Raw genomic sequence first — 15,629 nt, 5'->3', positions numbered from 1 at the left:
GGAGACGCAGTGGACAAGCCGAAGGTCGTTCTGGGTGTCAGCGGCGGCATCGCCGCCTACAAGGCGTGCGAGCTGCTGCGCCGGTTGACCGAGTCCGGACACGACGTCCGGGTCGTGCCCACTGCCTCCGCGCTCCAGTTCGTCGGCGCCGCGACCTGGTCGGCCCTCTCGGGGCACCCGGTCTCCACCGAGGTCTGGTCGGACGTCCACGAGGTCCCGCACGTACGGATCGGGCAGGGCGCCGACCTCGTCGTGGTCGCCCCCGCGACCGCGGACATGCTCGCAAAGGCCGCCCACGGCCTCGCCGACGACCTGCTGACGAACACCCTGCTCACCGCCCGCTGTCCGGTCGTCTTCGCGCCCGCGATGCACACCGAGATGTGGGAGCACCCCGCCACCCGCGAGAACGTGGCGACGCTGCGCCGCCGCGGCGCGGTCGTCATCGCCCCCGCCGTCGGCCGGCTCACCGGTGTCGACACGGGCAAGGGCCGGCTGCCCGAGCCCGGCGAGATCTTCGAGGTCTGCCGCAGGGTGCTCGCCCGCGGCGCGACGGCTCCCGACCTCGCCGGCCGCCATGTGGTGGTCAGCGCCGGCGGGACCCGTGAGCCACTCGACCCGGTCCGGTACCTGGGCAATCGCTCCTCCGGCAAGCAGGGCTACGCGCTGGCCCGCACGGCCGCCGCCCGCGGTGCCCGGGTGACGCTGATCGAGGCCAACACCGGCATGGCCGACCCGGCCGGCGTCGACGTGGTCCACGTCGGCACGGCGGTGCAGCTGCGCGAGGCCGTGCTCAAGGCCGCCGCCGACGCCGACGTTGTCGTGATGGCCGCCGCCGTCGCCGACTTCCGCCCGGCGGTGTACGCCGAGGGCAAGATCAAGAAGAAGGACGGCCAGGAGCCGGCGCCGATCACCCTGGTGCGCAACCCCGACATCCTCGCCGAGATCTCCGCCGAGCGGGCCCGCCTCGGGCAGTTGGTGGTGGGCTTCGCCGCCGAGACCGACGACGTGCTCGCCAACGGCCGTGAGAAGCTCCGCCGCAAGGGCTGCGACCTGCTGGTCGTCAACGAGGTGGGAGAGCGCAGGACCTTCGGCTCCGAGGAGAACGAGGCGGTGGTCCTGGCCGCGGACGGCGGTGAGACGCCGGTTCCGTTCGGCCCCAAGGAGGCCCTCGCGGACACGGTCTGGGACCTGGTCGGGGCCCGGCTGGTGTGACGCGGCCCGCGCGGCACGCCCGGTGGCGGGGTGTGACGAAGCGCTCACTCCACGGGTTCCGGCCGGTGGACACGCCGGACACGGGTGAATCCGGGATGAATTTCTCATCCTTCGCGAAGGCCACGCCAAATCCGGTGAAACCCTCCCTTCCGGGCGCGCGCCGCCGCCGCTCGCGCCCTGGTGACGGGTGATTCGGCCCACGGTCGGCCGCCCAGGGTGCGAGACGCTGGTCCGGCCGCCGGGAGTGCCCGATAAACTGTCCCTCGGAACGACGCGGGGCGCAGCCCCCCGGCCGGTCCACCATTGATCAGCCAGCAGCCGCTGCAACCCCAGGGAGCGTTGTGTCCCGTCGCCTGTTCACTTCGGAGTCCGTGACCGAAGGTCACCCCGACAAGATCGCTGACCAGATCAGCGACACCATTCTCGACGCACTGCTCCGCGAGGACCCCTCGTCCCGCGTCGCCGTGGAGACCTTGATCACCACCGGCCTGGTGCACGTCGCGGGCGAGGTGACCACCAAGGCGTGGGCGGACATCCCCACGCTGGTGCGCAACAAGATCCTCGAGATCGGCTACGACTCCTCGAAGAAGGGCTTCGACGGCGCCTCCTGCGGTGTCTCCGTCTCCATCGGCTCCCAGTCGCCCGACATCGCCCAGGGTGTCGACACGGCCTACGAGAGCCGGGTCGAGGGTGCCGCCGCCGGCAGGGACACGGACGAGCTCGACCAGCAGGGCGCCGGCGACCAGGGCCTGATGTTCGGGTACGCCTGCGACGAGACCCCCGAACTGATGCCGCTGCCGATCTACCTCGCGCACCGGCTGTCCCGCCGCCTCTCCGAGGTCCGCAAGAACGGGACCATCCCGTACCTGCGCCCGGACGGAAAGACCCAGGTCACCATCGAGTACGACGGCGACAAGGCCGTCCGTCTCGACACGGTCGTCGTGTCCTCGCAGCACGCGTCCGACATCGACCTGGACTCGCTGCTCGCGCCGGACATCCGCGAGTTCGTCGTCGAGCACGTGCTGAAGCAGCTCGTCGAGGACGGCATCAAGCTCGACACCGACGGCTACCGGCTGCTCGTCAACCCGACCGGCCGCTTCGAGATCGGCGGCCCGATGGGCGACGCCGGCCTCACCGGCCGCAAGATCATCATCGACACCTACGGCGGCATGGCCCGCCACGGCGGCGGTGCCTTCTCGGGCAAGGACCCGTCCAAGGTCGACCGCTCCGCCGCGTACGCGATGCGCTGGGTCGCCAAGAACGTCGTCGCCGCCGGACTCGCCTCCCGCTGCGAGGTCCAGGTCGCGTACGCGATCGGCAAGGCCGAGCCGGTGGGCCTGTTCGTCGAGACCTTCGGCACCGCCGCGGTCGACGTGGAGAAGATCGAGCACGCCATCGGCGAGGTCTTCGACCTCCGCCCGGCCGCGATCATCCGCGACCTCGACCTGCTCCGCCCGATCTACTCCCAGACCGCCGCCTACGGCCACTTCGGCCGTGCCCTCCCCGACTTCACCTGGGAGCGCACGGACCGCGTCGACGCGCTGCGCGCGGCGGCGGGCCTCTGACGGCACCGGCTGACGCGCGAGGGCCCCGGACCTGTCTCAGGTCCGGGGCCCTCGCGCGTCCCGCCGGACCGGGCCGCGAACGGTGCGAGGGCCGGGGCGCTGTCGGTGCCGTCTGGTAGGAATGTGGCTGTGAGCAGCGACGACGAAGCCTCCGAGCGGACCGCGGACGGTTCGCCGGAGCAGCTTGCGCTGATCCGGGAGACCGTACGGCAGGCCAGGAAGCCGCGGGCCAAGCCGCGCACCTGGCGAGGGGCGGCCCTGGCCGGGGAACTCCCGGTGGCCCGGGTCGTCGTCAACAAGGGCGTGCTCCATCTCGACCAGTACTTCGACTACGCGGTGCCCGAGGAGCTGGACGAGGCCGCGCAACCCGGAGTCCGGGTCCGGGTCCGCTTCGGCGCCGGGGCCCACCAGGTCCGCGAGGGCCGCCGCGAAGGCGGCCGGCTGATCGACGGATTCCTCGTCGAGCGACGGGCGGAGTCCGACTACTCGGGCCCGCTCGCCGCCCTCGCGGGCGTGGTGTCGCCCGAACCCGTGCTCAGCCCCGGTCTGCTCGCCCTGGCCAGAGCGGTCGCGGACCGGTACGCGGGCAGCCTCGCCGACGTGCTGCAGCTCGCCGTGCCGCCCAGGAGCGCACGCGCCGAGTCCCGGCCGTCGCCGCCTCCGCAGCCACCCCCGCCGACGCCGGAGCCGGGCACCTGGGCCCGGTACGAGCAGGGCCCGGCCTTTCTGCAAGCCCTGGCGGGCGGGGGCGCTCCGCGGGCCGTGTGGACGGCGCTCCCCGGCCCGCACTGGGCCGACGAACTCGCGGCGGCCGTCGCGGCGACCCTCGCGTCCGGCCGGGGCGCGCTGCTGGTCGTCCCGGACGGGCGCGCCGCGGCACGGGTGGACGCGGCCCTGACCGCACTGCTCGGCGAGGGACACCATGCCGTGCTCACCGCGGAAGCCGGCCCGGAGAAGCGGTACGCGCAGTGGCTCTCCGTGCGGCGGGGCTCGGTGCGGGCGGTGGTCGGGACGCGGGCGGCGATGTTCGCGCCCGTCCGGGACCTCGGGCTGGTCGCGATATGGGACGACGGCGACTCCAGCCACAGCGAGCAGCACGCGCCGCAGCCGCATGCGCGCGAGGTCCTGCTGCTGCGTGCCGCGCACGAGCGCTGCGGATTCCTGCTGGGCAGCGTGAGCTGCACGGTCGAGGCCGCCCAGCTCGTCGAGACCGGCTGGGCACGGCCGCTGGTGGCGGACCGGGAACAGGTGCGCCGTGCCGCGCCGCTGATCCGCACGGTCGGTGACGGCGAACTCGCGCGCGACGAGGCGGCACGGGCCGCCAGGCTGCCGTCGCTGGCCTGGCAGACCGTGCGGGACGGTCTGCGCCACGGACCGGTGCTGGTCCAGGTGCCCCGTCGCGGCTATGTGCCGAGGCTGGCCTGCGAACGCTGCCGTGAGCCCGCCCGCTGCGGGCACTGCTCGGGCCCGCTGGAGGCCCCGCGGGAGCAGGACCTCAGCTGCGGCTGGTGCGGTCGGGACGCCACCGGCTGGCACTGCGCCGTGTGCGGCGGAGCCCGGCTGCGCGCCCGCATAGTGGGGGCCCGGCGCACGGCGGAGGAACTGGGGAGGGCGTTCCCCGCGGTGCCCGTCCGGACGTCGGGGCGGGACCACGTGCTGGACTCCGTGCCCGGCCGGCCGGCGCTGGTGGTCAGCACGCCGGGCGCGGAGCCGGTCGCCGAGGGCGGCTACGCGGCCGCGCTGCTGCTCGACGGGTGGGCCATGCTCGGGCGGCCCGACCTGCGGGCGGGGGAGGAGGCGCTGCGCCGCTGGACGGCGGCTGCCTCGCTGGTACGGGGCCAGGCGGAGGGCGGCACGGTCGTCGTGGTCGCCGAGCCGACGTTGCGCCCCGTCCAGGCCCTGGTGCGGTGGGACCCTGTCGGCCACGCCCAGCGCGAGCTGGCCGAGCGCGCCGAGCTGGGCTTCCCGCCCGTGTCGCGGATGGCGTCGGTGACCGGGCGCGCGGAGGCGGTGACGGGCTTCCTGGCGGCCACGTCCCTGCCCGACGACGCGGAGGTGCTGGGGCCGGTGCCCCTTCCCCCGCCGCCCCCGGGACGGCCGCGGCGACCGGGCGAGCCACCTCCCACCCAGGGAGGGCTCGGGCCGGGGGAGCAGTGGGAGCGCGCCCTGCTCCGCGTACCGCCCGGCAGCGGCGCGGCGCTCGCCGCCGCGCTGAAGTCCGCCCAGGCCGCGCGGCTCGCGCGGGGTGGGGGCGAGCCGGTTCGGATCCGGGTGGATCCGCCGGACATCGGCTGACGGGCGACCGGGGCCGCCCTGCGTCGCGCCGGTCCTGGAGGACCGGCGCGCCGGGCGTGCGTCGGGTGCCGTGCCCGCGTGCACCGTCGGCCGGCCCTCCGCACGGCGCCGCCCCGGCGCCCGTGAGGGTGCGCCGGGGCGTTCGGGAGAGGGGTCAGCCGTTGCGCGGGCCGGGGAAGGCGCTCGGGCGGACCTCCTCGCGGAGCGGGTGGGCACCCGGTCCCGGCTGCGGCGGCATGGAGCGTGCCGCCGGAACCGCCGGGGCGACGGGCAGCGTGCGGGTCGTCCCCGGCTCCGGCTCCGTCGGCACGGCGGTGGGCTGCGGAGTCGTCCGCCGTGAACCGTAACGGCGGTGCACCGCCTGCTTGGTGACGCCGAGCGCCGAGCCCACCGCGTCCCACGAGAAGCCCAGCGAGCGGTCGAAGTCGACCGCGGCGGTCACCAACGTCTCGACGCTGTCCCGCAGTTCCTGGGCCAGACGGACGGTCGGGGCGGGAGCCCGGCCGTAGACGACGAAGCCCGTGGACGGGCCCGAGCGACGAGGACGGTAGACATTCCCCAACTGGGCCGTGAGCGTGCGCAGAGCGTCCACCTGCCGGCGGACCCGCTCGATGTCCCGCACCAACAGGTGCAGACTCGCCCGGGCTTGGGCGTCGTGGGTTGCGTGGTCGGCCATGAACAAGCCTCTCGAACCGGCGTTGCAAAGGGTCGGGCCGCACCGGCGGCCCGCTTCGGTCAATCTCTCTTGACAACGCGCCACCAGGCGTTCTGGTCACGCTGCGGAGGTGCGAGCGCACATGCGCGGGGCGCGCGGCAGTCCGCGCGCCCCCTGTCGGTGCGGCCAAATAGACTGGTGCGTCGCGCGATCACCCCGGCACACAGAGCGAGGTATTACCAGTGAAACTTGTCTTCGCAGGCACCCCCGAGGTCGCCGTACCCGCCCTGGACGCCCTGATCGCCTCCGGCCGGCACGAGGTCGCCGCGGTCGTCACCCGTCCGGACGCCCCCGCGGGCCGCGGCCGCCGTCTGGTGGCCAGCCCGGTAGCCCAGCGGGCGCACGAGGCCGGCATCGAGGTCCTCAAGCCCGCGAAACCGCGCGACGAGGACTTCCTGGCCCGGCTGCGCGAGATCGCGCCGGACTGCTGCCCCGTGGTCGCGTACGGCGCGCTGCTGCCCAAGGCGGCGCTGGACGTCCCGGCGCGCGGCTGGGTCAATCTGCACTTCTCGCTGCTGCCCGCCTGGCGCGGGGCCGCGCCGGTGCAGCACGCGATCCTCGCGGGCGACGAGATGACCGGCGCCTCCACGTTCCAGATCGAGGAGGGGCTGGACTCGGGCCCGGTGTACGGCGTGATCACCGAGCACGTGCGGCCGACCGACACCAGCGGCGACCTGCTCACCCGGCTCGCCTTCGCGGGGGCCGGGCTGCTGGCCGCGACCATGGACGGCATCGAGGACGGCACCCTCGAGGCCGTGCCGCAGCCGGCCGACGGGGTCACCATGGCGCCGAAGATCACCGTCGAGGATGCGCACGTCGACTGGCACACGCCCGCCCTCCGCGTCGACCGCCTGGTCCGCGGCTGCACCCCCGCGCCCGGCGCGTGGACGCTCTTCCGCGGCGAGCGGCTCAAGCTGATCAACGTCCAGCCGCTGCCGGACCGCACGGAGCTGGCACCCGGTGAGCTGTCGGTCGGCAAGAACCATGTGCACGCCGGGACCGGTTCGCACGCCGTCGAACTGCACTGGGTCCAGCCACAGGGCAAGAAGCCGATGCGGGCCGCCGACTGGGCCCGCGGTGTGCGGATCGCCCCGGGGGAGACCCTCGGCTCCTAGGGCGTGTGGTGACAGTCCCGCCTGGCCCGCGACGCCTGGCACGCACGCTCGCGGCGTTGTCGGAGTCATCCAGGTACGTCCAGTACGAGGATCCTCCGTCGTGCGATCGCACGCAACGGACGCCGTGAGCCCCGCCCTGCGGGCGGACGGCGCCGTGTGTCAGACACGGCCCGGTGCCGGGGCAGGGCGTCGGGGGACGGGCAGGTGCGTCGGCCGGCCGACGTAGGCTGAAGGGGTTCGACCCTTCAGAATCGCGGAGCACCTTTGAGTCAGCAGAGCCGTCGTCGTCCCGCCCAGCCCTACCGCCCTCCGAAGAAGGACCCCGTCCGGATCCTCGCCTTCGACGCACTGCGGGCCGTGGACGAACGCGACGCGTACGCCAACCTCGTCCTGCCACCGCTGCTGCGCAGGGCCCGTGAGCAGGACGACTTCGACAGCCGCGACGCCGCGCTCGCCACGGAGCTGGTGTACGGCACGCTGCGCCGCCAGGGCACCTACGACGCGATCATCGCCGAGTGCGTCGACCGGCCGCTGCGCGAGGTCGACCCGCCCGTCCTCGACGTACTGTCGCTCGGCGCGCACCAACTGCTCGGCACGCGCATCCCGACGCACGCCGCGGTGTCGGCGAGCGTCGAGCTGGCCCGGGTCGTCCTCGGCGACGGCCGGGCGAAGTTCGTGAACGCCGTGCTGCGCCGCGTCTCGCAGCACGACCTGGACGGGTGGCTGGACCGGGTCGCTCCGTCCTACGACGAGGACCCCGAGGACCATCTCGCCGTCGTCCACTCCCACCCGCGGTGGGTCGTCTCGGCCCTGTGGGACGCCCTGGGCGGCGGCCGTGCCGGCATCGAGGACCTGCTGGAGGCCGACAACGAGCGGCCGGAGGTGACGCTGGTCGCCAGGCCGGGCCGGTCGAGCGCCGGCGAACTGCTCGATCTGCTCGGCGAGGAGGGCGGGCTGCCCGGACGCTGGTCGCCGTACGCCGTACGGCTCGCCGAGGGCGGTGAACCGGGCGCCCTCGCCCCCGTGCGGGAGGGACGCGCCGGGGTGCAGGACGAGGGCAGTCAGCTCGTCGCGCTCGCGCTCGCCGGTGCGCCGCTGGACGGCCGGGACGAGCGCTGGCTCGACGGCTGCGCGGGACCCGGCGGCAAGGCGGCCCTGCTGGGCGCCCTGGCGGCCGAGCGCGGGGCGGCCCTGGTCGCCGCCGAGAAGCAACCGCACCGGGCGCGGCTCGTCGAGCGCGCCCTGGCCGGAAACCCCGGCCCGTACCAGGTCGTGACCGCCGACGGCACGCGCCCGGCCTGGCGACCGGGCACCTTCGACCGCGTCCTCGTCGACGTGCCGTGCTCGGGTCTGGGCGCGCTCCGCCGCCGGCCCGAGGCCCGCTGGCGCCGCCGCCCCGAGGACCTGGACGGCTTCGGCCCCCTCCAGCGGTCCCTGCTCCGTGAGGCGCTGGAGTCGGTCCGGGTCGGCGGGGTGGTCGGGTACGCCACGTGCTCGCCGCATCTCGCGGAGACCCGTGCCGTCGTCGACGACGTCCTCGAGGCGCACGGCGGGACCGTCCGTGCCGAGTGGATCGACGCCCGCCCGCTGATGCCCGGCGTACCGGCCCTGGGCGACGGACCGGACGTCCAGCTGTGGCCGCATCTCCACGGCACGGACGCGATGTACCTGGCACTGCTGCGCCGTACGGCCTGACGCCCGGCCGGCCGCCGCAGCGGCGGTCTCCGCCCTCGCGGAGGGCCGCCGCGGTGGCGGACGGGAAGCGCGTGCCCGGGCGGCAGCCGGCTCAGCGCAGTGCGCGGCAGAGCAGCGCGTCCGGGGTGCGCGACGAGCCCAGGCGGCCGGTGTACGCGACACCGGCCGCGTACTCGTCGGTCGCGCACTGGCCCTTGTGGTGGCCGTGCGCGAAGTCGCCCCCGCCGGCCCCCGGCGGGCGGTTGTCGGAGCGGTCGAACCACACCGTCCGGCCCGCCGTGCCCAGGGCCGTGCCCGCCTCGACGCACAGGGCGGCCGAGACCGCGGCCCCGCGCACGCTGTAGCCGGCCAGGACGTACCGCGGCGGGCACTGGAGCTTGGTGTACCCGGCAGCCCAGTCGCGGCCGGGTTCGACGTACCGCTCGTCGCGGACGACCTCATGGGCGCCGCCCGACGCGCGGAGACCGCGGGCCCCCGCGTCGGAGCACAGCCCGCGGTTCCCGGTGTGGCTCAGCCCGACCAGCCGCTGGTCGTCCGGGCACGCCGCCTTCCTCGCTCCGGGATCCCAGTCCGGCAGCGCGCGCAGGCGCAGCGACTGGACGAAGTCGCCGTGGTCGGGGCTGAGCATCGACCAGCGGTCCGCCGGGGGGACCTCGCCGGTCCTGCCCTGCGCCTCGACGAGACGTTCCCAGGGCTCGGCGCGCCAGTCGTCCCCGTCGAAGAGGCCCGCCCGCCGTCCCGCCGAATCCCAGTGCAGCAGCGCCCAGCCGTTGCCCTTCCGGTCCTCGTGCCAGCCGACGAGCGGCCAGTAGGCGAAGTCGGCGTCCATCTCGACGAGGAAGTCGACGAAGTGGTGGAACCAGGCCCGCTGCTTCGCCCCGGTCTCCTGGCGGCCTCCCACGCCGAACTCGCTGATCCACACCGGCGCGGTGAAGTGGCGGTCCGGCTGCGAGGCGACGTGGAAGGCCTGCCGGCGCAGCACCTCGTACAGTTCGGCCCGGCCGAAGTCGCGGTAGCGGGGGTCGGACGTCTCTCCCGGTCCCGTGGCTCCGCTGTGGTTCGGTCCCGTGTAGTCGTAGAAGTGGGCCGAGTACACGAGCTTGCCGGACCGCACCAGGGTGTGCGAGAGCCGCTGGACGGGCTCGAGAGTGGGCCGCTCGTGGGGGAGTCCGTCCACGGGGATCCCGGTCCAGTTGATCCCCTCGACGATCACCAGCAGGTCCGGGTCGGCCTCCTGGAGGATCCGGTCCCCGAGGCGCTGGGAGGCGGCGAACCAGTCGTGCCGGTCCCCGCGGCCCCAGTTGGGGTCGTCGAGGACGGAACGGCGCACCTCGTTGTAGAGATCGGCGCCGACGACGCGGGGGTTGTCGCGGTAGCGGCGGACCATGAACAGCCAGTCGTTCTCCCAGGTCGCGGCGCTCTGGGACGCGTTCCACCGCTCGTTGCCGTCGACACCGCAGCACCAGCGTGTGGTGTTGGTGTGGTTGTTGAGGATCACCGCGAGTCCGGCGTCCGTCAGGGCCCGGACGGCCGCGTCGTAGACCTGGAGAGGCGTCGTCCCCTTCAGCGAGGGGTTGGCGGCCACGGAGGCGTCCGCGACCGGGCGCGTGTCGTGGACCATCTCGTTGGAGAACGGCAGCCGGACGCTGTTGAGCCCGAGTTCCCGGAAACCGGCGACGATCTCGGACATCGGAGCGCGGTCCAGGCCCAGCGGCATCCGGTCCGACTTCTCCCCGGCGTGGTTGTTCGCCGGGTCGTCGGGGCTCCCCGAACCGGTCCAGGTGCCGCTGGCACCGTGCCAGTTGCCCGACTTCAGCTTGAAGCGGTCGCCGTCGGCGTCGACGACGTACCGGCCCCGGGTGCTCAGTGGCGGGGTCCACTCCGGTGCCGACCGGACCGTGGCGACGCCCGCGGCGCCCGCGGTGGGGGCGGGCCCCCGCCCGGCCGCGGCCGGGGACGCGAGGGGGAGGGTCGCCAGGGTGCAGAGCAGTGCCACGGCCGACACCGGTCTGAGCAAGGATCTGTTCGTGAACACCTGCACCCCCGTCGAGCACGGTCGGCCATCGAGCGTGTGATTGGCATGTATGCGACATGATGTCGGGCGCCCGGTGGGGTTGACCAGTGCGCCGCGGCGGGGCGAGGCCGGTTCCGTACCCCTCCGCACGGCACACCCTTCTTGCGCACGGCCCGGCTTCCGGGCGTCCCTGCCCGAAGCCCGCGCGAGGGCGGCCGGACGATGCGGAATGCCGGAATCATGGTGACTGGGGCGCCCCGCGCGGCCGGCGGTACCGCGGAAAGGACGTCTTCCGTCCGTTCCGAGGCCAGGAAGTGCTCCGGAGCATGGCAGTCTTGGCACATGGCCCAGATCAACCCCAGCATCCTGTCCGCCGACTTCGCCCGACTCGCCGAGGAGGCGCAGGCGGTCGAAGGCGCCGACTGGCTCCACGTCGATGTCATGGACAACCACTTCGTGCCCAATCTGACGCTGGGCGTTCCGGTCGTCGAGTCGGTGAGCCGGGCGACGGACACCCCGCTGGACTGCCATCTCATGATCGAGAACCCGGACCGCTGGGCCCCGCAGTACGTCGAGGCCGGTGCCGGGTCCGTCACCTTCCACGTGGAGGCCGCCGCGGCGCCGGTGCGGCTGGCGCGGGAGATCCGGGCCAAGGGTGCGCGCGCCTCCATGGCGCTCAAGCCCGCCACACCCATCGAGCCGTACGAGGACCTGCTCCCCGAGCTCGACATGCTGCTGGTCATGACCGTGGAACCCGGCTTCGGCGGCCAGGCCTTCCTCGACATCATGCTCCCGAAGATCCGCCGCACCAGGGAGCTCATCAACAAGCACGGCCTGGAGCTGTGGCTCCAGGTCGACGGCGGGGTCTCCGACGCCACGATCGAGCGGTGCGCGGAGGCGGGCGCCGACGTGTTCGTCGCCGGATCCGCCGTCTACGGAGCCGAGGACCCGGCTCAGGCCGTCCGGTCGCTGCGAGAGCAGGCCGACCGGACGATCGCGTCGGCACCCTGGGCGTGCAACCACTGAGCCACAGCTCGGTGAACGGGGCCCTACCGGGCTGATCAACATCACCCGGATCTGTCAGGATGGCGGTTCCGGAGTGTGAACAGCAGTGAGGAGAACGCGGTGTCTGCTATGTCGGCGGGACGGTCGGCCCTGCGGATGGGACCCGCGGAGCTGGTGCAGGCGGCGGCGATGGCCCGCCGCTTCTATCTCGAGGGCAAATCCAAGATCCAGATCGCGGAGGAGTTCGGCGTCAGCCGCTTCAAGGTGGCCCGGGTCCTGGAGACCGCGCTCGAACGCGACCTCGTACGGATCGAGATCCGCGTGCCCGCCGAGCTGGACGCGGAGCGCTCCGACGCGCTCCGCGCCCGCTACGGACTGCGGCACGCCGTGGTCGTGGAGTCCCCGTCCGAGGGCGAGGACGAGTCGCCCGACCCGGAGAACCTCGGCGAGGTCGCGGCCGACCTGCTCGGTGAGCTCGTCACCGAGGGCGATGTGCTGGGACTGGCCTGGGGCCGCTCCACGATCCACATGGCGGCCGCGCTCGACCGGCTGCCGCCCTGCACGGTGGTCCAGCTCACGGGGGTGTACGACGCCGGGACAGCGGAGCGCGGGTCGGTGGAGGCGGTGCGGCGCGCCGCTCAGGTCTCCGGCGGCGAGGCGCATCCGATCTACGCGCCGATGCTGCTGCCGGACCCGGCGACGGCGGCCGCACTGAGGAACCAGACGGGCATCGCCCGGGCCTTCGAGTACTTCGACAAGGTCACGGTCGCCTGTGTCTCGATCGGCTCGTGGGAGCCCGGTATCTCGACGGTGCACGACATGCTGAGCGACGAGGAGCGGGCGCACTACGCCTCGCTCGGCGTCGCGGCTGAGATGTCCGCCCACCTGTTCGACGCCGACGGCAGACGCGTCGGCCGTGACCTGGGCGAACGCTGCATCACCGTCGAGGCCGACCGGCTGCGGCGCATTCCCGAGGTGGTCGCCATCGCCGGGGGTCAGCGCAAGGCGGCGGCGATCGGGGCGGTCCTCCGGTCCGGGCTGGTGACCAGCCTGGTCACCGACACCTCTGCGGCGGACTACCTCCTGACGGAGTCCCGCCCCGCGCCGCGCCCGGCGCTGGAGCGCGCCGACCCGGACGACTGACGGGCGCATGGTCCGGTCGCGGTCCGTCGTGCCACTGCGGCCGGGCCGCCCCGGCCGCCCGCGCCGTACCGGCACGACGGACCACCTACGCGGGGCGGACGCACGTCCCGGCGGAAGGCGTGCGGTCCGGTCCTCGGCCGAGCCGCACTCGCCTCGGTGGGCCGGGCCGGCCGTTGCGGGTCACGGCTCCGCCGGGACCAGCCCGTAGAGCCGTGCCGCGTTGTCCGCCGCCACGAGTCCGGCGACCCGTGCCGCGTCGCGCTCGGACCACGCGCCCGACGACGTCCAGTCCTCGGTGAGCAGGGTGAGGGCGTCCTCGAAGACCCGGGCGCCGACGAGGTGGAGCTCCGGGAGCCCGTACGCGTCGCTCGAGTACAGCAGCTTGCCGAACGGGGTGAGCTCCAGGGCCTCGGCGAGTACGGCTGCTGCCCGGGCACCGGTGTGGGACAGGGCCAGACCCACATCCGCGTACACATGTGTGAACGCATGGGCGAGGTAGCCGGCGTTCCGGTGGTACGGATAGCCGTGCAGCAGCACCAGGGGGCAGCCGTGCGGCGCGACGGCCCTGATGAAGTCCGTCAGCAGCAGCGGATCGCAGTGGTCGAGCCGCAGATCGGGGTCGCCGAAGCCCGTGTGGAGCTGGAGCGGCAGCCCGGTGCGGACGGCCGCCCAGAGCAGGTGCCGGAGCAGCACCGGATCCGTGAGGCGCCCGCCCGGGCGGCGTTCCGCCAGCCAGCGGGCCGCGGCTGCGTGGACCGCGGCGGCTTCCGGTGGATCGGGCTCCAGCCCGAGCCCGTACCGGTACGCGGCGACCGACTTGAAGGCGACGGCCGTACGGGCGGAGGCCACGACCGCGTGGTCGAACACCTCGACGAAGCCGGCCGCGTCGTGGCTCGCGTCCGCCACGCGCTCGGCGAGCGACTCCAGGCGCACGATCACGCCCGCGTCCGCACCGCCCAGCTCCGCCAGCTCGGCGGGGCCGGTGAGATCGCCCGGCAGCCCGGTGTCCACCAGGTACGTGCCGGTGCCGCTCGCCCGCAGCAGCCGCCGGGCCACCTCCTCGGAGCCCAGTTCGCGCCGGCGCTCCAGATAGCGTCCGGGCGGGCAGTGCGCCTCCAGCCCGAGCAGCGGGGGACACCAGCGGAGCACCGCGAACCCCAGCTGGCTGTCGAAGAAGCTCGTACCGGGCGCGGGCGGCGCGTCCGACTCCGTCAGGAAGGAGGCGAACCCGTCCGCGTCCGGGGTGCGCCGCAGCACCCCGTGGCAGTGGTGGTCGACGAGGGCGGGCAGCGTGAGGGGCATTCAGTACCGCCCGCGTGTCGCGTCGGCGATCTGCTGCGGGGCCCGGCCGGCGAACAGCTCGATCTCCGCACGGCGCACCGCCGCGATCGCCTCGAAGAGCGCGTCGCCGAGCGCCTCACGCAGCAGGTCGGAACGTTCGAAGTGCTCCAGTGCCTCCGGCAGCGAACGGGGCAGCCGTGCGGGCCCCGAGGCGGCGTTCTCACGGCCCCCTCCGGTGCCGGCCCGCCGTCCCGCAGGTTCACTGCCCGGGCCCTGCCCGGCAGGTCCGCTGCCGGCCTCCCGCCGGCCCCACCCGCCCGCCGTCGTCTCGCCGGTCTGCGCCGTCTCGCCGTTCGGCGTGCCGCGCCCCCTCACCGCCTGGCCGCCGCCGGATTCCGCCGCGCCGCCGCCCGTCACCGCCGGGTCGCCCTGCACGGGCTCCGGGAGCTTCGCGCCGGCCTCCAGACCCGCCAGTCCCGCCGCGATCACGGCGCCCGCGACCAGATACGGATTGGCCGCCGCGTCGAAGCACTTCACCTCCGCGTTCGCCCCGTCCGGATCGTCGGGCGCGCCGGTGATGAACCGCAGGGCCGCCTCGCGGTTCTCCAGCCCCCAGCACTGGAACACCCCGGCCCAGTGGGACGGTTCGAGACGCAGATAGCTCGCCGGTGTCGGCGCCCCGATCGCGAGCAGGGCCGGGAGGGCGTCGAGCACGCCCGCGAGGAACGACTCGCTGTCCCCCGTCATCCCGAACGGGCCGTCCCCGCCCCGGCACAGATTGCGGTCCTCCCGCCACGGGCTCAGATGGAGATGGCCGCCGTTGCCGACGCCACCCGCCTCCACGGCGGGGCCGAACAGGGGCGTGAGACCGTGCCTCAGGGACACCGCGCGGACCGTCTCGCGCACCAGCACGGCCAGATCCGCCGCCCCGACCGGATCGGCCGGGGCCACGGAGACCTCGAACTGCCCGGCCGCGTACTCGGGATGGATCTGCAGCACCTCCACGCCCTGGGCGCCGAGCGTGCGCAGCACCTCGTCCACGTAGTCGGAGAGCTCGACCACCCGGGCCATTCCGTACGCGGGCCCCGACCACGGGTACGCACCCTCCCGCTGCACGATCCACTCGGTCTCGAAGCCCATTCGCAGCCCGATGCCCCGGTCGGCGGCCCGCTGTGCCATACGGCGGGCGAAGAGCCGCTGGCAGGCCGCGTAGGGGCGGCCCTGCTGGTCGTAGCGGTCGACGGGAGCCCAGGCCCAGCCCGGCTGGGCCGCGAGCACCGTGAGCCGCTCCAGGTCCGGCACGAGCCGGAGATCGCCGTCCGGCCCGCCGATGTGGGGGCTGGTGGTGATCGAGTCGTCCACCAGATAGACGTCGAACACCGGGGACATGCCGACCCCACGGGTGGCGACGTGGGCGAGGCGGCCCGTCGGAACCGCCTTGACGCGAGTGAGCCCGGCATTGTCCACCCAGGTCAGGGCCACGCCGTGGACGCTCTTCGCATCGAGCCGGGCGGCCTCCCGGCGGGCCGCGCGCTGAGTCTCGTCACTGTGCTGCACGGGGCATTGCCTACCCGCACGGAGCCGATCTC

Annotated in this window: 11 protein-coding genes; 7 read left to right on the top strand and 4 right to left on the bottom strand. The window is 74.2% G+C overall.

The genetic code is table 11. The features are described 5' to 3' along the window. Positions 1-9 precede the first annotated feature (9 nt). The 3 genes from coaBC (at position 10) to QRN89_RS05420 (ending at position 5,072) form a co-directional block, all read left to right on the top strand. Positions 10-1,212, top strand: coding sequence for a bifunctional phosphopantothenoylcysteine decarboxylase/phosphopantothenate--cysteine ligase CoaBC (gene coaBC / locus QRN89_RS05430; RefSeq protein WP_290348214.1), 1,203 nt, complete (start codon positions 10-12; stop codon positions 1,210-1,212). A gap of 341 nt (positions 1,213-1,553) precedes the next feature. Continuing rightward, the gene (metK, locus tag QRN89_RS05425) at positions 1,554-2,777 is read left to right on the top strand and encodes a methionine adenosyltransferase (protein WP_290348213.1); all 1,224 of its coding nucleotides are present in this window, start codon (positions 1,554-1,556) and stop codon (positions 2,775-2,777) included. Between the two features lie 129 nt (positions 2,778-2,906). Then, positions 2,907-5,072, top strand: coding sequence for a primosomal protein N' (locus QRN89_RS05420; protein ID WP_290348212.1), 2,166 nt, complete (start codon positions 2,907-2,909; stop codon positions 5,070-5,072). A gap of 154 nt (positions 5,073-5,226) precedes the next feature. On the opposite strand, the gene QRN89_RS05415 is transcribed toward QRN89_RS05420, so the two are convergent. Beyond that, entirely contained in the window at positions 5,227-5,748 is a 522-nt protein-coding gene (locus QRN89_RS05415; RefSeq protein ID WP_290348211.1) for a hypothetical protein, read from the bottom strand. Positions 5,749-5,969: 221 nt separating this feature from the next. Between QRN89_RS05415 and fmt the strand changes: the two genes are divergently transcribed. Then, complete coding sequence (fmt, locus tag QRN89_RS05410) at positions 5,970-6,902, top strand: methionyl-tRNA formyltransferase (protein ID WP_290348210.1); 933 nt, start codon at positions 5,970-5,972, stop codon at positions 6,900-6,902. 264 nt (positions 6,903-7,166) lie between these two features. Then, positions 7,167-8,597 (top strand): RsmB/NOP family class I SAM-dependent RNA methyltransferase, encoded by a 1,431-nt coding sequence (locus QRN89_RS05405; RefSeq protein ID WP_290348209.1) that lies wholly within the window; start codon positions 7,167-7,169, stop codon positions 8,595-8,597. Between the two features lie 91 nt (positions 8,598-8,688). On the opposite strand, the gene QRN89_RS05400 is transcribed toward QRN89_RS05405, so the two are convergent. Further along, positions 8,689-10,614 (bottom strand): glycoside hydrolase family 5 protein, encoded by a 1,926-nt coding sequence (locus QRN89_RS05400; RefSeq protein ID WP_290348208.1) that lies wholly within the window; start codon positions 10,612-10,614, stop codon positions 8,689-8,691. A gap of 339 nt (positions 10,615-10,953) precedes the next feature. On the opposite strand from QRN89_RS05400, the gene rpe reads away from it, so the two are divergent. Both rpe and QRN89_RS05390 read left to right on the top strand, forming a co-directional pair. Continuing rightward, positions 10,954-11,637 carry a ribulose-phosphate 3-epimerase gene (gene rpe, locus QRN89_RS05395; RefSeq protein ID WP_290348207.1) on the top strand — a complete coding sequence of 228 codons (684 nt, stop codon included), beginning with the start codon at positions 10,954-10,956 and terminating at the stop codon, positions 11,635-11,637. A 75-nt stretch (positions 11,638-11,712) separates the two neighbouring features. Next, positions 11,713-12,759, top strand: coding sequence for a sugar-binding transcriptional regulator (locus QRN89_RS05390; protein ID WP_290348206.1), 1,047 nt, complete (start codon positions 11,713-11,715; stop codon positions 12,757-12,759). Between the two features lie 180 nt (positions 12,760-12,939). Here QRN89_RS05390 and QRN89_RS05385 read toward each other — a convergent pair whose 3' ends face one another. Beyond that, positions 12,940-14,061 carry an amidohydrolase family protein gene (locus QRN89_RS05385; RefSeq protein ID WP_290348205.1) on the bottom strand — a complete coding sequence of 374 codons (1,122 nt, stop codon included), beginning with the start codon at positions 14,059-14,061 and terminating at the stop codon, positions 12,940-12,942. After that, the gene (locus QRN89_RS05380) at positions 14,062-15,597 is read right to left on the bottom strand and encodes a type I glutamate--ammonia ligase (RefSeq protein ID WP_290348204.1); all 1,536 of its coding nucleotides are present in this window, start codon (positions 15,595-15,597) and stop codon (positions 14,062-14,064) included. Between the last annotated feature and the right edge of the window lie 32 nt (positions 15,598-15,629).

This window comes from Streptomyces sp. HUAS CB01, from assembly GCF_030406905.1.
Taxonomy (GTDB): domain Bacteria; phylum Actinomycetota; class Actinomycetes; order Streptomycetales; family Streptomycetaceae; genus Streptomyces; species Streptomyces chengbuensis.
The sequence above is the reverse complement of the archived record's forward strand: the minus strand, read 5'-3'. Positions and strand labels throughout refer to the sequence as shown.